Annotated in this window: 18 protein-coding genes; 6 read left to right on the forward strand and 12 right to left on the reverse strand. The window is 39.0% G+C overall.

Annotated elements, in window-relative coordinates:
• Positions 1-24: 24 nt before the first annotated feature.
• From guaB to B8983_RS05660, 3 genes are read right to left on the reverse strand one after another with little or no spacing between them, the layout of a single operon-like run.
• Positions 25-1,488 carry an IMP dehydrogenase gene (guaB, locus tag B8983_RS05650; protein WP_084283171.1) on the reverse strand — a complete coding sequence of 488 codons (1,464 nt, stop codon included), beginning with the start codon at positions 1,486-1,488 and terminating at the stop codon, positions 25-27.
• Positions 1,489-1,539: 51 nt separating this feature from the next.
• Positions 1,540-1,899 carry an RnfH family protein gene (locus B8983_RS05655; RefSeq protein WP_084283172.1) on the reverse strand — a complete coding sequence of 120 codons (360 nt, stop codon included), beginning with the start codon at positions 1,897-1,899 and terminating at the stop codon, positions 1,540-1,542.
• Positions 1,896-2,330 carry a type II toxin-antitoxin system RatA family toxin gene (locus B8983_RS05660; protein WP_084283331.1) on the reverse strand — a complete coding sequence of 145 codons (435 nt, stop codon included), beginning with the start codon at positions 2,328-2,330 and terminating at the stop codon, positions 1,896-1,898. Before B8983_RS05660 ends, B8983_RS05655 begins: the two co-directional genes overlap by 4 nt.
• 96 nt (positions 2,331-2,426) lie before the next feature.
• Between B8983_RS05660 and smpB the strand changes: the two genes are divergently transcribed.
• The 5 genes from smpB to B8983_RS05685 all read left to right on the forward strand — a co-directional run bounded on the left by smpB (position 2,427) and on the right by B8983_RS05685 (position 7,025).
• Positions 2,427-2,876, forward strand: coding sequence for an SsrA-binding protein SmpB (gene smpB, locus B8983_RS05665; protein WP_084283173.1), 450 nt, complete (start codon positions 2,427-2,429; stop codon positions 2,874-2,876).
• A gap of 98 nt (positions 2,877-2,974) precedes the next feature.
• Positions 2,975-4,390: a circularly permuted type 2 ATP-grasp protein gene (locus B8983_RS05670; protein ID WP_084283174.1), complete on the forward strand. Its 1,416-nt coding sequence runs from the start codon at positions 2,975-2,977 to the stop codon at positions 4,388-4,390.
• Positions 4,391-4,392: 2 nt separating this feature from the next.
• Positions 4,393-5,403 carry an alpha-E domain-containing protein gene (locus tag B8983_RS05675; protein ID WP_084283175.1) on the forward strand — a complete coding sequence of 337 codons (1,011 nt, stop codon included), beginning with the start codon at positions 4,393-4,395 and terminating at the stop codon, positions 5,401-5,403.
• A complete protein-coding gene (locus B8983_RS05680) occupies positions 5,403-6,197 on the forward strand; it encodes a transglutaminase family protein (RefSeq protein WP_084283176.1) in 795 nt (264 codons plus the stop codon). Before B8983_RS05675 ends, B8983_RS05680 begins: the two co-directional genes overlap by 1 nt.
• A 33-nt stretch (positions 6,198-6,230) precedes the next feature.
• Complete coding sequence (locus B8983_RS05685) at positions 6,231-7,025, forward strand: proteasome-type protease (protein WP_084283177.1); 795 nt, start codon at positions 6,231-6,233, stop codon at positions 7,023-7,025.
• A 67-nt stretch (positions 7,026-7,092) separates the two neighbouring features.
• Here B8983_RS05685 and ppsA read toward each other — a convergent pair whose 3' ends face one another.
• Complete coding sequence (gene ppsA / locus B8983_RS05690; protein WP_084283178.1) at positions 7,093-9,471, reverse strand: phosphoenolpyruvate synthase; 2,379 nt, start codon at positions 9,469-9,471, stop codon at positions 7,093-7,095.
• A 68-nt stretch (positions 9,472-9,539) separates the two neighbouring features.
• Here ppsA and ppsR point away from each other — a divergent pair, with 68 nt between their 5' ends.
• Entirely contained in the window at positions 9,540-10,364 is an 825-nt protein-coding gene (gene ppsR, locus B8983_RS05695; protein ID WP_084283179.1) for a posphoenolpyruvate synthetase regulatory kinase/phosphorylase PpsR, read from the forward strand.
• A 61-nt stretch (positions 10,365-10,425) separates the two neighbouring features.
• On the opposite strand, the gene B8983_RS05700 is transcribed toward ppsR, so the two are convergent.
• From B8983_RS05700 to bamA, 8 genes are read right to left on the reverse strand one after another with little or no spacing between them, the layout of a single operon-like run.
• On the reverse strand, positions 10,426-11,283 hold the full coding sequence (locus tag B8983_RS05700; protein ID WP_084283180.1) for a TrmH family RNA methyltransferase: 858 nt from the start codon (positions 11,281-11,283) through the stop codon (positions 10,426-10,428).
• Complete coding sequence (gene rnhB / locus B8983_RS05705; protein WP_084283181.1) at positions 11,280-11,864, reverse strand: ribonuclease HII; 585 nt, start codon at positions 11,862-11,864, stop codon at positions 11,280-11,282. The genes B8983_RS05700 and rnhB overlap by 4 nt, the downstream gene beginning before the upstream one ends.
• A 10-nt stretch (positions 11,865-11,874) precedes the next feature.
• Positions 11,875-13,068: a lipid-A-disaccharide synthase gene (gene lpxB, locus B8983_RS05710; RefSeq protein ID WP_084283182.1), complete on the reverse strand. Its 1,194-nt coding sequence runs from the start codon at positions 13,066-13,068 to the stop codon at positions 11,875-11,877.
• Positions 13,069-13,071: 3 nt separating this feature from the next.
• Positions 13,072-13,881, reverse strand: coding sequence for an acyl-ACP--UDP-N-acetylglucosamine O-acyltransferase (lpxA, locus tag B8983_RS05715; protein ID WP_084283183.1), 810 nt, complete (start codon positions 13,879-13,881; stop codon positions 13,072-13,074).
• 1 nt (position 13,882) lies between these two features.
• Positions 13,883-14,335 (reverse strand): 3-hydroxyacyl-ACP dehydratase FabZ, encoded by a 453-nt coding sequence (fabZ, locus tag B8983_RS05720; protein WP_084283184.1) that lies wholly within the window; start codon positions 14,333-14,335, stop codon positions 13,883-13,885.
• 4 nt (positions 14,336-14,339) lie between these two features.
• Positions 14,340-15,392, reverse strand: a complete 1,053-nt coding sequence (gene lpxD / locus B8983_RS05725; protein WP_084283185.1) for a UDP-3-O-(3-hydroxymyristoyl)glucosamine N-acyltransferase — start codon at positions 15,390-15,392, stop codon at positions 14,340-14,342.
• 35 nt (positions 15,393-15,427) lie between these two features.
• Positions 15,428-15,946 (reverse strand): OmpH/Skp family outer membrane protein, encoded by a 519-nt coding sequence (locus B8983_RS05730; protein WP_084283186.1) that lies wholly within the window; start codon positions 15,944-15,946, stop codon positions 15,428-15,430.
• Between the two features lie 18 nt (positions 15,947-15,964).
• Positions 15,965-18,370, reverse strand: coding sequence for an outer membrane protein assembly factor BamA (gene bamA, locus B8983_RS05735; RefSeq protein WP_084283187.1), 2,406 nt, complete (start codon positions 18,368-18,370; stop codon positions 15,965-15,967).
• Between the last annotated feature and the right edge of the window lie 55 nt (positions 18,371-18,425).

Here is an 18,425-nt window from a genome sequence, read left to right on the forward strand (position 1 = left end):
TGATGGAGTCTTTTTCTTTAATAGTTAGTCAATATGGTAGTTCGGGGCTTCTTTGGTAATCATCACATCATGAACATGAGATTCCCGAACTCCCGCAGAGGTGATTTCAACAAACTCTGCTTTTTCATGCAGTTCATCGATTGTTTTACATCCACAATACCCCATGGAGGAACGCACACCACCAGTTAGCTGATGCAGAATTGGAATAACGCTACCTTTAAATGGCACTTGACCTTCAATGCCCTCAGGAACTAATTTATCCACGTTGGCACTATTGTCTTCCTGAAAATAACGATCTGCTGCGCCATCTTTCATGGCACCAACAGATCCCATACCACGGTAACTCTTGTAAGATCTACCTTGATATAAGAACACTTCACCAGGTCCTTCTTCGGTACCCGCGAACATACTTCCCATCATTACTGTATGAGCACCAGCCGCTAGAGCTTTAGAGATGTCACCAGAATATCGAACACCACCGTCGGCAATTAAAGGTACGCCAGTACCAAGTAATGCAGTAGCAACATTTTCTATAGCAGTAATTTGCGGAACACCTACCCCAGCAACAATCCTTGTTGTGCAAATAGAGCCTGGCCCAATACCTACTTTTACACCATCAGCACCATGCTTAACTAGATCAAGAGCAGCCGATCCAGTAGCAATATTGCCACCAATCACTTGAATATGAGGGTAATTATCTTTAATCCATTTCACCCTATTTAAGACACCTTGGCTGTGACCATGTGCTGTATCCACCACGAGCACGTCTACACCTGCATGCACGAGTAGTTCTACCCTCTCATCATTTTCAGGACCAACGCCAACAGCAGCACCAACAATTAAACGACCTAAACTATCTTTCGAAGCATTTGGGTGTTCAGTGGCTTTCATAATATCTTTGACTGTAACTAGACCTTTAAGCTCAAAGTCATCATTAACGACCAGCACGCGTTCAAGGCGATGCTTATTCATCAGCCTTTTCGCTTCATCTAAGTTAGCCGATTCGCTCACAGTAACTAAACGCTCTTTGGGAGTCATTTTTTTACTGACTTTAGAGTCTAAGTCTTCTTCAAAACGTAAGTCACGGTTCGTAATGATACCGACAACTTTTTTTCCCTCAAGAACAGGAAAACCAGAAAAACCATGTTCTTTCGATAGGGCAATCACATTCCTAACCGTCATTTCAGGATCAATCGTGATTGGGTCTCTCAACACTCCAGATTCATAACGTTTGACTTTAAGAACTTCTCTAGCTTGTTCAGCTGGCTTTAAATTCTTGTGAATAATACCGATTCCACCCTCAGAAGCCATGGCGATCGCAAGACGACCCTCAGTAACTGTATCCATTGCAGCGGACACTAGTGGAATATTTAACGAAATCTGACGGGTAAGTTTCGTCCCAAGTTGCGTATCTCGTGGTAACACAGAAGAATAAGCCGGAACTAACAGGACATCGTCAAAGGTAAGTGCTTTTTTCAATAAACGCATAAAACCCCCTAGAAGCAAAACAATATTATAAATGTTTACTCAAAAAACGAATTAACTTTCTCGAAAAGCCTTTTCATCAGATTTTTGTTTTGCCTTTGCTTTTAGTTGTGCGTCTTTATTTTGATTGGCTTTTTTTCTTCGAGCATGCTTAGGATCAATCAAAATTGGTGTATAGAGTTCGATACGATCCCCAGAATAAATAGGGGAATCTGCTAACAAAACGATTCCAAAAACACCAACTAACCCCTTTTCGTCGAATAATCGATCAATTTCAACGGTATTCAAACCGATTTTAAAAAGTACTTCTTTTAAAGGGTAAGTATCTTGTTGGTTTAGCACATCAAAGCTAAACTCCTGAATATGGAAAGGTTTTATTCTGGTATCAACCAGTTCTACATAAAATTTCATCATTCGCCAAATAAATCATTCGCTCTTTTTACAAAGCTATTGACAAAAGTATTGGCAATCATTCCAAAGACAGGACCGATTAATTTGTCTAAGAGAAAGTTAGAAAATTCATACTTTAAACGAAATTCAATTTTGCAAGCATCCTCTTGTAACGGCGTAAAAAGCCATTTGCCCTCAAAGTTTTTAAAGGGGCCATCGACAAATTGCATATCGATTGTTGTAGGAAAGTGCTGGATATTTCGGGTATGGAAATATTGATTTACTCCCTTGAAGTTGATGTGTATTTTTGCTTCCATCAGCTCATCCGTTGATTGGAATACTTCAACGCCTCCGCACCAAGGTAAAAATTCAGGGTATTTTTCTACATCCGTAACTAGACCAAACATTCTTTCCGCCGAATGTTCTATTAATAGTGATTTGTGTATATCTGCCATAATTCTCCCGTACATGGCTATTATCCATGATTCTGTTCGATGAATGATTTTGAGATTTATCTATACCAGATCACTGTTTGAAAATATAATAGCTAGATGAGTATTATTGATAACAAAAAAGCATTCTTTGACTATTTCATTGAGGATCGGTACGAAGCAGGTATCGTTTTACAAGGTTGGGAAGTAAAAGCAATTCGCGCGGGTAGAGCCAATATTAAAGAAGCCTATGTAGTCATTCGTGATGCTGAGCTTTATTTGATTGGTAGTCATATCAGTCCATTGCCAGAAGCATCCACACATGTTTATCCAGAACCTACTCGTACTAGAAAACTATTACTGCATGCCGCCGAAATAAGTAAATTGATTGGCAAAGCAGAACAAAAAGGTTTTACCCTAGTCCCTCTCAATCTTCATTACTCAAAAGGTAGAGTGAAGTGTGAAATCGGTTTAGCTAAAGGCAAAAAACAATTCGATAAACGAGAGACTGAAAAGCAACGCGACTGGCAAAGAGAAAAAGCGCAAATCAGTCGTGGGAAATATGATTAGTTGTCCAAATTGACGCCACAACACTAAAATAGTGCATAAATCCATGTTTTGATGCATAGAATCGGGCTAATTTAACAATTTTCTTGTATCTTAGAGTCATGGATACTCCTTTTAATGAAATGCACCATGATTCTGGCAAATCTCGTACACATTATGAGATTTTTGATCAGTGGCTAAAAAAACAAAATGATGTCGAAATGTCCTATAAACGGGCAGAAGCTGAACTCATTTTCAGACGTATCGGCATTACATTTGCCGTCTATGGTGATGAAAAAGGAACTGAGCGAACGATTCCATTCGATCAGGTGCCAAGAATCATCCCAGCTGCCGAATGGCAAGTCTTAGAGGATGGTTTAAAACAACGTGTTAAAGCCTTGAATTTATTTCTAAAAGATATTTATCATGACGAAAATATTTTAAAGGCTGGAATTATTCCCCGTCAGCAAATTTATAACAATTCGCAATATCGTCCAGAAATGCGCTTTGTGAATTTACCAAGAGATATCTACGCCCATATTGCTGGCATTGATATTGTAAGAGCGAATGCCGGTGAATATTTTGTTTTAGAAGATAACCTTAGGGTTCCTTCTGGTGTGTCTTATATGGTGGAAAACCGTAAGATGATGATGCGCCTCTTCCCAGAACTCTTTGAAAAATATCGAGTCGCACCCGTTGAGCATTATCCAGATTTACTCTTGGAATGCCTTAAAACAGGCTCTCCTTCTGGTGCAAAGAAAAAATCCAATGTCGTGGTGTTAACCCCTGGCATGTACAATTCTGCCTATTTTGAACATTCTTATTTAGCTCAGCAAATGGGTGTCGAGTTAGTCGAAGGAAATGATTTATTCGTTAAAAATGAACAAGTCTTTTTAAGAACTACCGAAGGTCCACAATTGGTTGATGTTATTTATCGACGGATTGATGATGACTATTTAGATCCACTCTCCCTTCGCGCAGATTCAACCTTGGGTATCCCCGGCATCCTATCAGCCTATCGAGCAGGTAATGTCGGTATTGCCAATGCAATTGGTACTGGAATCGCTGATGATAAGTCGATTTATCCCTATGTCCCGGAGATGATTGAGTTTTATTTGGGGGAAAAGCCAATCCTTAAAAATGTCCCGACTTTCCAATGTCGAAAACCAGAAGATTTGAAATATACGCTAGCGAATTTACATGAACTTGTAGTGAAAGAAACACATGGAGCTGGTGGGTACGGCATGTTGATTGGGCCTGTTGCGACCAAAGAAGAAATTGAAAAATTCCGTTCTCTAATCACAGCAAGTCCAGATAAATATATTGCTCAACCAACCCTATCGCTATCTACATGCCCTACCTTTGTGGAGTCAGGTGTAGCACCAAGACATATTGATTTGCGTCCGTTAGTGTTGTCAGGTAAACAAATTAAAATGGTGCAAGGTGGACTCACTCGAGTTGCCTTGAAAGAAGGTTCTTTAGTAGTCAACTCCTCTCAAGGTGGTGGCACAAAAGATACATGGGTTTTGGAGGCATAAAAATGTTAAGTCGCACCGCAGATTGTCTCTATTGGATGTCAAGATATAACGAGAGAGCTGAAAATACGGCAAGAATGCTTGACGTAGCCTATCAAACCTCTTTAATGCCACATCCAAATAGTTCGATGGAAGAAAATTGGAGAAAAATTCTTAATGTTTCTTTATTAGAGAGTTTATTTGAGTCCAAATACTCTGAATATACCCGTGAAAATGTTCTGGAATTCATGATTTCTGATCCTGATAATCCATCTAGTATAGTCACTTGTTTAAATGCAGCTCGGGTGAATGCTCGGATCATTCGGGGGAAAATTCCATCTGAAGTTTGGGAAACTCAAAATTTAACTTATTTAAACGTACAAAAATTTTTACCGAATACTCCGGACGATGATCCTTCTGCCTTTTTTGAGTGGGTTAAATATCGTTGTCATTTATTTCATGGTGTTGTGATTGGTACTATGCTGGTGAATGAATCTTTTAAATTTCTAGAGATGGGCACCTATTTAGAGCGCGCCGATAATACAGCTCGAATTTTGAAAGCAAAATATCAAGTTCATCAAGCAGGTCAACAACAGACGATGGGTAGTACCGGCATGTCACAAAGCCAATCAAGTACATCGAATTTGAACCCTAAAAACTCCAATGAAATTTTTGATTTCTATCATTGGGTTTCCCTGTTAAGGTCAGTTTCGGCATTTGAAATTTATCGTCAAACCTATGCTGATCAAATTACACCTGAAAGAATTGTCGATTTATTGGTATTTAACCCCTTATTACCAAGGTCATTAACTAAGTGTATTAATAGTATTCTTAGCTTGTTAGGTGATTTAAAGGCACATCAATCTAGAGATATTGAGCATTTAGTTAGTAAATTAAAATCTGAACTAGATTATTCTGATGTGGACGATGTTTTCTCTGAAGGGCTAGATAATTTTATCCAGCGCTTCCTTGAAAAAATTAATCATATCGCTGATGAATTCAGCAATAGTTATCTCATTCCACTGTCTGTTTCCTAATGAAATTACAAGTCCATCACCAAACTGAGTTCCACTACGATCGCCCTGTGCATCACTCGATTCACGAATTGCGCTTAACTCCACAGAATCACTCTACCCAAGAAATAATTCGATGGCGTGTAAATGCCCCTAGTAAAGTATTCGATTCGGTAGATGCTTTTGGTAATGCTATGCAAAGTTTTGTGATGGAAAAAAATTACTCGGAACTCATCATTGAGGCAAAAGGTGAAGTTGAAACAAAAAATGAGTATTTAATTATTGATCAACCCAAATCCGTCTCACCCTATTATTTATTGCAGCAAACTGATTTAACTGCTCCGAATGAAGAAATGATGGAGTACTTTAAAAAAATTACTCCTGCAGCATGGACTGAGCAGTCAATGCTTGAGTTAACCAAGAATATTGGTGAAAAAATTCAATATGTTACAGGCGTAACCCACTCTAAAACCTTAGCTTCAGAGGCATTTAAACTTGGTAAAGGCGTCTGCCAAGATCAAACACACCTTCTGCTTAGTTTTTGTCGCTACAGCGGTATCCCGGCGAGATATGTTAGTGGTTATGTGTATGACGTTGATAAGCCGGTTGATTCTAGTCATGCTTGGATTGATGTGTGTTTGAATATTGATAAAGCTGAATGGTTAAGCATAGATATAACCAATCAATGTTTTACTAATGATTGCCATATCAGATTAGCTGTCGGTCGTGATTATGACCACATCTCTCCTGTAAAAGGAGTGAGATTTGGTGGTGGAGAGGAAAGTTTAATTACCAATTTTTCACTAAAAGAGTGTTAAATTAACATCTTCTCAAATAACTAGATTGAAATTATGACTTATTGCGTTGCACTTTGCCTTGAAAAAGGCATGGTTTTTTTATCGGATACTCGCACGAATGCTGGTGTGGATGCAATTGGAACTTTCAGAAAAATGGTTATTTTTGAAAAGGATAAGAACCGCCTTTTCACCATGATGAGTTCAGGTAATCTTGCCATTACCCAATCTGTCAAAGAAATGTTGATTCAAGGTCAAAAGTTTGATGGAGTTAATCTCTGGAATGCTAAAAGTTCTTATGATGCAGCGCTTGTGGTTGGTAAGGCGATACGAGAAGTAAAAGCGCGTGATGAGGAAGCATTAAATAGTTCCAATATCGACTTTAACTGTAATTTTATTTTTGGTGGCCAAATCAAAGGCGAGAAACATCGTCTCTTTAATATTTATTCTGCTGGAAACTTTGTAGAGTCAACTCCAGAGACATGTTATTTTCAAATTGGTGAGGCTAAATATGGCAAACCGATTCTTGACCGTGTCATTAACTATGAAACAAGCCTTGAGTTAGCTACCAAATGTGCCCTCATTTCGATGGATTCAACCTTAAAAAGTAACATCTCGGTAGGACTCCCACTCGATTTAATGGTTTATCAAAAAGATGCCATCGAGAAACATTTAGCCATTTCAATTGATGAGCAAAACCCCTACTTCAGTATGCTCAGAAATCTATGGGGACAAAAATTAACTGAAATTATTATGAGTGTGGAAGATCCGAACTGGTCAGAACAAGATCATCAAACAAAAATATCGACTCACTCAAACCGATTAGGACCAATTCCAACGATCGAGAATTAATTTTAGTTTTTAAAAAAATTAAAAGCCTTGATGTAAATCAAGGCTTTTGCTTTTCAGAAGAAACAAATTACTTGGCGAGTTCTTCCCAAGTTTTAACTACTGTATCTGGATTTAGGGAGATGGAAGCAATTCCTTTATCCATTAACCATTTAGCAAAATCAGGATGATCAGAAGGACCTTGCCCACAAATACCAATATATTTACCTTTGGCATTACAAGCTTGGATAGCTCGCTCAATCAGGAATAGAACTGCCGGATCCCTTTCATCAAAGTCAATCGCTAACAATGCCATGCCGGAGTCACGATCTAAACCAAGTGAGAGCTGTGTCAGGTCATTCGAACCAATAGAGAAACCATCAAAGTATTCAAGGAACTCATCAGCAAGGATGGCATTTGAAGGTACTTCACACATCATCACAATCCGTAAACCATTTTCGCCACGAACTAATTGATTCTTTGCTAATAGATCAATCACTTTTGCAGCTTGCTGAACAGTTCTAACAAATGGAATCATGATCTCCACGTTCGTAAGCCCCATTTCATTTCGGACCCGCTTGATAGCTTCACACTCCATTTCAAATGCTTTTGCAAAATCAGCGGAAATATAGCGTGAGGCCCCTCTAAAACCTAGCATTGGATTTTCTTCGTCCGGCTCGTACCTTGTGCCACCAATCAGCTTTTTATACTCATTCGATTTAAAGTCAGAGAGACGAACAATTACCGGTTTGGGGTAGAACGCTGCACCAATGGTAGCAATCCCCTCTGAGAGCTTATCAACATAAAAAGCCTCCGGACTAGAGTGACCTCTAGCAATACTCTCAATAGCAACTTTTAGATCAGCGTCAATATTCGGATATTGCAAAATAGCACTCGGATGTACGCCAATATTATTGTTAATAATAAATTCCAAACGGGCAAGCCCAACTCCCTGATTTGGCAATTGGCAAAAGTTAAATGCTAACTGAGGATTACCCACATTCATCATAATTTTCAGAGGAATCTCAGGTAGAACACCACGATGAACTTCACTTACATCAGTATCTAGTAAGCCATCATAAATCTTTCCTTCATCCCCTTCGGCACAGGAGACGGTAACCATCGCACCATCCATCAAAACATCGGTAGCATCACCGCAACCGACCACGGCTGGCACGCCTAACTCCCTAGCAATAATCGCAGCATGACAAGTTCTACCGCCCCGGTTGGTCACAATGGCAGAGGCACGCTTCATCACAGGTTCCCAATTCGGGTCTGTCATATCTGCCACTAATACATCACCAGGCTGGACACGATCCATCTCAGAAGGATCGCGAATAATACGCACTGGACCAGCACCAATTTTCTGACCAATAGCACGTCCGTGGGTTAAAACTGTTGAACTGCCTTTTAATTGATATTTCAACTCCACCTTACCAATAGCTTGGCTTTTGACAGTTTCTGGACGTGCTTGCAGAATATAAATTTTCTGATCAACGCCATCCTTACCCCATTCAATATCCATTGGGCGGCCATAATGTTCTTCAATAATTAGGGCATATTTAGCTAGTTCAATGATGTCCAGATCTTCAAGAGAATACCTATTTCGGGCTTCAAGCGGGACGTCAATCGTTTTTACACGCCCTTCTTCACCCTCTTCCGTAAAGCGCATTTGAACTAATTTTGAACCCAAATTTCTACGAATAATTGGATAATGATTTGAACGTAAGGATGGTTTAAATACATAGAACTCGTCAGGATTCACTGCACCTTGGACCACAGTTTCACCAAGTCCATAACTAGACGTAATGAAGATAGCATCTTTGAATCCAGATTCTGTATCAAGCGTAAACATCACGCCTGAAGCTGCCTTATCAGAACGAACCATTCTTTGTACGCCGGCAGATAACGCAACCTCAGCGTGTAGGAAACCTTTATGCACACGATATGAAATTGCACGGTCGTTATAAAGAGAAGCGAACACTTCTTTTAAACGAACTAAAACATCTTCAATCCCAACTACATTTAAAAAGCTTTCTTGTTGGCCAGCAAATGATGCATCTGGTAAGTCTTCTGCGGTGGCAGAGGATCTAACCGCAAATGAACCTAGACCATCACTGTCAAGGGTCTTGAAGGCAATACGAATTTGTTCTTCTAACTTGGGTTGTAATGGGCTTTCAATAATCCATTGACGAATTTCATTGCCAGCGATTGCTAGGGCTTTCACATCATCAATATTCAAATCTTTTAGACGTTCGATAATTCGTTGGGTTAATTGATTATGTTCAAGGAACTCCCGAAATGCGTGAGCTGTTGTTGCAAAACCTGTGGGTACACGTACCCCTTTGGCGTGCAACTGGGAAATCATTTCACCCAGTGAGGCATTTTTGCCTCCTACAATTTCAACGTCTGTCATTCTTAATTCCTCAAAAGGAATGACATAAGCTGTGGCATGAGTTAAATTAGTCATAAATACTCTCTAAAAATAAAAAATCTGCACAATATCTAATTCTTTCATTCTATCAGCCAATCCCTCATATGAATCATCAAGTTCGCACAGTATTTATCATTTCAGATGGCACAGGAATTACAGCTGAAACATTTAGTCACTCCATCCTTGCTCAATTTGAAATTAGATTTAAGCAAATAAGATTGCCTTTTATCAACACCCTAGAAAAAGCGAGTCAAGCTTTATTAGAAATTAATCATCATGCTGAAAAGAGTGGCGAAAAACCGATCGTTTTTACGACCCTAGTGAATGAAGAAATTAATGCAGTGATTAATCAAGCAAATGCGATGGTAATGGATATGTTTCATACTTTCGTCGCCCCATTAGAGCTTGAGTTGAAAGTTAAATCTACCCATGCAATTGGTCAGTTTCACCAAAATATTGATACAGAGAGCTACAGAAATAGGATTGAGGCAATTAACTTTTCTTTAGCGCATGATGATGGGCAGTCCCACAAAAATTTAGAAAGCGCAGATGTGATTTTAGTGGGTGTTTCTCGAAGTGGGAAAACACCAACCTGCCTTTATTTAGCGATGCAATACGGGGTAAAGTCAGCTAACTACCCACTAATTCCAGATGATTTCGAACGAGGGGTTCTACCGTCAGAGTTAAAAAAATACCAAAATAAATTATTTGGATTAACCATCCAAGCAAATCGGTTGTCAGAGATTAGGAATGAGCGACGCCCAGGTAGTAAATATGCAAGCTTGGATAACTGTCGATACGAGGTTAACGAGGCAGAGGCCATGATGAAAAGAGAGAATATCACCTGGTTATCCTCAACCCATAAATCAATTGAAGAAATTGCAACAACCATCCTTCAAGTGATTAAGATAGATAAACCAACTGATTAAATGTCACTTCATTGGATTGAGTAATTGTAATTATGTTCGATTTGATCATCGATTGTTTCTCTTAATTATGCATCAACCGAACTCTGCGGGTTTCAAATAAAGCCACTGCTGCTGCTGCTGAAACATTTAAAGACTCAACCGACTCTACTTGGGGAATTTTCACACCAAAGCCATCTTGTTGAAATTCCCGACTGACTCCTTGACCTTCATTACCAAATACCCATGCCAAAGGTGTCTTTAATTTTTCTGAGATTTCATAAAGACTAGAAGCGTTCTCTAATTGAGAACACAATAAAGGAATCTCAAGCTCGGCCAATAATTGATATGGTGTTATACCTTCAATGATTTTTAAATTAGCGTGAGCCCCCATTCCAGCTCTCAGGACCTTATTTGACCAGGCAGCAGCAGTTCCTTTCGAGCAAATAATCTGCTTAAAGCCAGCCGCCGCACAGGTTCTTAATATGGTCCCTACATTACCAGCATCTTGGATCGAATCTAAAACAACCATATCCTCAGCGTAATTAATTTCGACAACGCTTGGGATTTTTAAGAGGCATTGGAGTAAAGGTGCTTCCGGCATCAAGGTAACGAATTTTTGAAGCCCCTCATCCAACATGACAAGTTCAGGAAATTTTGTTCCAGTGTCTTGAAAATATTCAATCACAACCTGTAACAGGTTTTTAATTTCAGGATGCTCTAAACCTGTGGCTGTTGTATAGATTGCCTGAATTTGATTTAGATGCTGCGACTTCACCCATGAATCTAATAGGTGAATCCCTTCAATCAAGGCTAGTCCAGTCTCTTTTCTTAATTTGTTCGCTTTAGAACCGCCCTCTTGATGAATGATTAGCTCTTTAATTGAATCATTCGATTTTGATTGGATTACTTTGAAAAAAGAGTGCAAATCGTAATTCATCATTTACTCCCTGCCAGTATGGCCTTTACCGGTTTAAATGACTTTCTATATTCATCTGTCACACCGTAGGATTTGATTTTTTCAAGATGCTGCTTCGTTGGGTATCCCATATGATGATTAAAACCATATTCGGGGTATTTTGCATGTAACTCTAACATTTGTTGATCTCGATACACTTTGGCAATAATAGAAGCCGCCGAAATTTGGGGTATTTTAGTATCCCCTTTAATAACTGCTTGCGATGGGTAATTTAATTCTGGACAACGATTTCCATCAACTAACACCAACTCCGGTTTAATAGGGAAATGATTCAACATCTCATGAAAAGCCCGGGTCATAGCTAAAAGTGAAGCATATAAAATGTTAATTTGGTCAATCTCAGCAGGGCTAGCTTGACCAATACCCCACGCTAAGGCTTCATTTTTGATGTTGATATTTAGCTCTTCACGTTGTTTACTAGACAACTTTTTAGAGTCATTTAAACCGGGTAAGACATACTGATCAGGCAAGATGACAGCCGCTGCCACAACATTACCGACTAAGGGTCCTCTACCCACCTCATCAATACCACAAATGATTTGCATGGTTAGCCTTCTATTTGGCTTGTTTAATGGTTTCCTCAATTACTTGAGCAGCAATTTCGTCACTAGGTTTTTTAAGTATGTGATGTAACTCTTCAAAAATATCGACTAATTGGGCAACCTGTGCAGGATGCTCTAACCACTCTAATGTAGCCTTTGCCATTACTTTTGGATCCGCTTGATCTTGCAAAAGCTCAGGCACTACAAAGTTTTGACATAGGATATTCGGCAACCCGATATATGGTAGATAACCTTGTCTTTTCATAATTTGAGCAGTCAACCATGGAACTGTATAAGAAATTACCATTGGTTTTTTCCACAATGCTGCTTCCAGAGTTGCAGTGCCACTAGCAATCAATACAGAGTCAGCAGCTTCTAAAACCTTACTAGAGTTACCATTAATCAACTCAACTTTTACATTTGGATAAGTAATTAATAAGTCGTTCTTCAGAAAGACTAACATTTCCATTAACTGCGGAGTTGCTACCGGCACTAAAAAGCGAATCGATCCTTGGTGCATCTGATACATATGACCAATTGCCTCAAAGAAACCCTTACCAATGTATTCAATTTCAGATTTTCGACTTCCTGGTAAAACTGCAATGATAGTTTCATCACTAGCAATCTCCCCAAACTTCAAAAACTGATTCTCAAACAAAAATTGCTTAGCGCTCTTTGGGTCGGGTTTTAAAGGAATTTTATTAGCAAGTGGATGGCCAACATAGGTCGCTTTCATTCCAGCTTGATGATAAATACCGGGCTCAAAAGGAAAAATACAAAGCATGTGATCCACAGCTTTTTTAATATTATCGAGTCGGTTACTACGCCAAGCCCAAATCGATGGACTTATATAGTGAACGGTTGGTATGTTGATTGTTTTACATTTTTTCTCAACAAACAAATTAAAGTCTGGTGCATCAATACCAACGTAAACACTGGGTGGATTTTGATAGATACTCTTAATTAATTGTTTGCGAATCGATAAGATGGCGGGTAGTTGTTTTAGCGCCTCGACATAACCTCGGACACTGAGAGTCGACATATCCCAATTCGATTCAAAACCAACGGATGCCATGTGAGAACCACCGATACCATTTAATTGATAATTAGAGGTAAAAGGATTTCCCTTCAAACCTGATACTAATTCCGCACCCAGCAGGTCGCCAGATGGCTCGCCTGCAACGCAGGTGATCATTTGATTTGTCATAAATTAACGGATAATGCCGCGTTTAGAGGCAGTGATAAAATTCAAAAATTCCTGAAGCTTCTCGGTAGTTTCTAAAGAAATTGGCGCGATATTATTACTTGATGTAATCATATTTTGGATGGCAACTTTGGCATCTTCAAAAGTTAAGCCATCCTTATATAAAATTTTATACGCTTGCCTTAAGGCAGTAACTGTCTCAGCAGAAAAGCCTCTGCGTTTTAACCCCTCAGCATTCAAACCATGTGGAGAAGCCTTATCACCTGCAGCAATCACAAACGGTGGGATATCTTGAACTAAGGCAGATGCTCCACCTAACATGGAGTGCTGACCAATCCGAACAAATTGATGAACTCCAGACATACCACCTAAAATAGCCCAATCCTCCACTATTACATGGCCGGCAATCTGGGCGTTACTCGAAAATATCGTGTGGTTACCAACTTGGCAGTCATGAGCAATATGAACATACGCCATGATCCAGTTGTCATTACCAATCACAGTTTTACCAAGATCCTGACTCGTTCCAGTGTGAATCGTCGTGAACTCTCGAATAGTATTTCGATCACCAATAACTAACTCGGTATCCTCGCCCTGATATTTCATATCTTGAGGAACCCCACCTACAGCGGCAAAATGACTAATCTTATTGTCTTCACCAATAGTGGTTTTACCTTCAATGACTGTATGAGAACCCACTTGCGTACGAGCACCAATCTTCACATTGGGCCCAATAATTGCATACGGCCCAATTTGTGCAGTAGGATCAATGATTGCTAAGGGGTCAACAATAGCAGTCGAATGAATAAGAGACATTTCACTCACCCTTTTGACGAATCGCACATAATAAATCGGCTTGAGCAACAATCTCATTGTCTACTGTGGCAAAAGCAGTAAATTTCCAAATTCCAGCCTTATTACGGATGACTTCAGCATTTAAGATTAATTGATCACCAGGCGTAACTGGTTTTTTAAATCTTGCATTATCGATGCCTGCAAAATAATAAACTGTATCTGGTTTTTGCTCTTGAGAAAAAGCAAGTAAAGCAGAAGCTTGAGCTAGAGATTCCAAAATGAGAACGCCTGGCATTACAGGAAATTCTGGGAAATGTCCTTGGAAATAAGGTTCATTCACGGACACATTTTTCAAGGCTTTAATTCTCTTACTTGGCTCAAGTTCGAGTACTCTATCCACAAGAAGGATAGGATACCGATGGGGTAGAAGTTTGAGAATACGATTTATATTCATATTCAAATGATCAGTCATTATTTATTTACCCTTTAATTAACTTTCTTACTTGTTGACGCAATTTATCTAAACCACGCAAAATCGCAGCATTTTTTTCCCATTGCGCATGTTGTGTAAATGGAAAAACACCTGTGAAATGAAGACCAGGAGTAGTGACTGATTTGGTAATGGACGTACCACCTGAAACAGTTGTCCTATCTGCAATTTGCAAATGCCCAGAAAAATTTGAATAACCACCAACAATACATAAATTACCCAACTCTGTACTTCCAGCTACCCCAGAACAACCTGCCATGACACAATGATCACCTAGTTTAACGTTATGTCCAATTTGAACTTGATTATCAAATTTACATCCATTTCCAATCACTGTATCAGCCATGGCACCACGATCAACAGTCGTAGATGCCCCCATTTCAACATCATTACCAACGATTACTCTACCTGTTTGAGGTATCTTAACCCACTCTCCTCCAGTTGATGAAAAGTCAGGAGCAAAGCCAAAACCATCAGAACCTATCACGACCCCACCATGGAGAATGCAACGCTGACCAATCTGACACTCATCATAAATAACTGTCATTGGGAAGATTTTTGAAAAAGATCCGACCTTCACATTTTTACCAATATGAACATGGCCCTCAAGAATTACTTTTTCACCGATTTGTGCTCCTGATTTTACGGTACAAAACGGACCAATCTTTGCCGAAGAAGCAATCACCGCTCCAGGCTCAATCACCGCAGTAGGATGAATAGAACCAATTTCATCGAGCTTCGTTAATTTCTCAAATTCTTGAGCAACTCTAGCAAAAAGCGCATAAGGATTTTTTGCAACTAAATAGTTTCGTGATTGCGTAGACTCGCCGGAAACAAATTGATAATCAGCCTCACTCAATATCAGAGCTCCAGCTGCACTTGTAACAGCCTGAGTACGGTAGAGTGGATTCACCAGAAAAGAAAGCTGCTTATCATTTGCAACCGATAAGGGAGATAAGCCTTCAATTACAAAATCTTTATCTCCATGTAACACGAAGTCAAATTGACCAGTTAGTTTGCTAAGGTTCAATGAGTTGGACATACTTTTTAGATAACTTACAAAGAATAGTAAATAAATTACTTATTCAATGCTGACAACACATCATTCGTAATATCAATTCTAGGATTTACATAAGCCGCATCTTGAACAACTAAGTCTAACTTTTTCTGTTCAACAATTGATTTCAGAACTTGATTTGCTCTTTCAAAAATTTTAGCTCTCTCTTCAGCGCCTCGACGTTGCGAGTCTTCAATCAATTCTCTTTGCTTTCTCTGAAGTTCGCGATCATGATCTGCTAATTCACGTTGTTTACGGATACGATCCGCTTCAGGGAGAATCGCAGCATCTTTATCCAACTGAGCTGCTTCAGTCTTGATTTTGGCAATACCATCACGGACTTCTTTCTCACGCTGTCCAAATTCATTTTGCATTTTACTTTGAGCTTCTTTGGCAATTTTGGACTCATTGAGAATACGCTCGAGACTTACATAAGCAATTTTTGCAGATGCCTCTTGTCCATGAGATAAAACAGGAAGAGTAATTAATAAAGAAAGACCTAACAAATTTATTAAGCGTTGAATTTTAAGCAGCTTCATGAAAAGATTCCTAGAAAATTAAAAGGTTGTACCGATTTGGAATTGGAAATTTTGAATGTGATCAACTTCAGTAGTATTCATAGGGAGCGCATAACTGAACTTTAATGGGCCAAGTGGTGAGATCCAAGCAATACCTAAACCATAAGAATACCTTAAGCCGCTAAAATTTGGCATTCCATCATAAACATTACCTGCATCAAAGAATCCAAAGAAACGCAATGTTTTGTCCGTACCAGATCCGGGAACTGGGAAGGTGTATTCAATGTTACCAATCATTTTTGATGGTCCACCAATAGGCTGATAAATGCCTAAGGTTTGGTTGTATGTTTGAGGTCCTAAAGAGCCAGGTGTGAAGCCTCTAACTGAACCGATACCACCAACATAGTAATTTTTGGTAATTGGAAAAGGATTGACGCCATACGATGCACCATAACCCAATGTACCATTCAAAGATAAAACATTGGTTTTAGTAACTGGATAAAAGAATTGAGACTGATAATAAGCACGATAGTATCTAACCTCAGCAACTGGTAATCCAAGCTCTAAGCTTACCTGTTGATAAAGACCACTTGTTGGAATTAAGGCACTATCTCTTCGATCTTTGGACCACCCTAAGGTGAGCGGTACGTTCCATGAACTTGCGGAATAGATGCCTAGATGTGGGTCATTTGCAGTTCCATCAACGAGGGACGGATCAAAACCGGACAACTGGGCTGCATATTTCTGATATTGAATAGGTGTATTTTGAGTCGTATTCAGACTTAAATTTTCCACCCCTAAACCAACAAAGACTCTTCCTGTTTCAGAGTAAGGAATACCTAAACGAGTTGTGGTACCAGCAGTAACGATCGTATAGTCTGCATCACCGAGGTAATAAAGAGGCCTAGAAGTTCTATAGTAAACATCCGTGTAACGACTGATACCTTCATCTGTAAAATACGGATCAAACTGAGATACGACTAAGGTTCTATTAATTGAACCAGTATTTATGTTAAATCCAACGCTAGTACCTGTACCAAAAGCATTTTCTTGATTAATACCTGCGCTTAAGACTAAACCTTCCATAGAAGAGAAACCAGCACCTAAAGTAAAGGATCCAGTAGGTTTTTCAGTCACCTTGACATTCAAATCGACTTGATCGTTTGAACCAGGAATCTCTTGTGTACCAACATCTACCTCAGTAAAGTAGCCCAAACGATTAATACGATCCTTGGAGAGTTTAATTTTCTCCCCATCGTACCAAGAACTTTCAAACTGTCTCATTTCGCGACGAATAACGGTATCCCTAGTTTTAGCGTTACCAACCACGTTAATATTTCGCACATAAGCCCTTTTACCAGGATCAACAACCAATAAAAGATCAACTGTTTTATCTTCTTTCCTTAAGTCTGGTTGTGGATTAATTAAAGCAAAAGCATAACCATAACTACCTAGCACATCAGCAATCGCTTTTGTTCCCATATTAAGTTTTGTAGCCGAATAGATATCTCCAGCTTTTAATGGGATTAAGGCCATCAACTCGGACTCTTTACCGTACATTTCACCACCAAGTTTAATATTCTTGACGGTATATTGCTCTCCCTCAAAAATCTTAATCGTCAGAAAAACACCTTTTTTATCAGGCGAAATTGAAACTTGAGTAGATTCAATATTAAATTCAAGATACCCTTGATTTAAATAGAACGATCTTAAAGTTTCTAAATCTGCGGTTAATTTTTGCTTAGAGTAGAGATTGTTTTTGGTGTACCAAGAAACCCAATTACCAACTGACAGTTGCATTTCCTCTTTTAGGCGACTTTCGGTAAAGACTTTATTGCCAATAATATTGATTTGAGCAATTTTAGAAACTAATCCCTCTTCAATATTTAAGAAAACTGAAACTTGATTACGTTCACCTGGGGTAACTGTAGTTACAATTTCAGCATCATAAAACCCCTTGCTGACATATTGACGTTTAATTTCTTGCTCTGCGCGATCTACTAAAGATTTGTCATAATATCTTGCCTCGGAAAGACCGATGGCCCTCAAAGCTTTAAGAATAGCTTCTTTATCAAACTCTTTCATGCCGGTAAAATCAATTTTAGAAATAGTTGGTCTTTCTTCAACGACAACAACTAAAACATTTTGATCATTTCTAACTTGAACGTCTTTAAAAAAACCAGTATTAAATAAACTTCTAATCGCATCAGATCCTTTTGAGTCATTAAAGGTATCACCTACTTTTACGGGTAAGTAGCTAAAAATAGTACCAGCTTCGACCCTTTGCAAACCCTCAACACGAATATCTTTGACAACAAATGGCTCGGCAGCCTTGACATTAGAAACTGTCAGCAAAGAGCAAACCAATAGTACCCATATTCCAACAATGTTTTTTAATTTATTTTTAGTATTCAACGGAGCGCTCTTCTGTTCTTTAGAAATCATGTGGTTAATTCAATATTGTATTAGGTTAATTGGTCAATGATGAGAATTTCAAACT

This window comes from Polynucleobacter kasalickyi, assembly GCF_900176405.1.
Classification (GTDB): domain Bacteria; phylum Pseudomonadota; class Gammaproteobacteria; order Burkholderiales; family Burkholderiaceae; genus Polynucleobacter; species Polynucleobacter kasalickyi.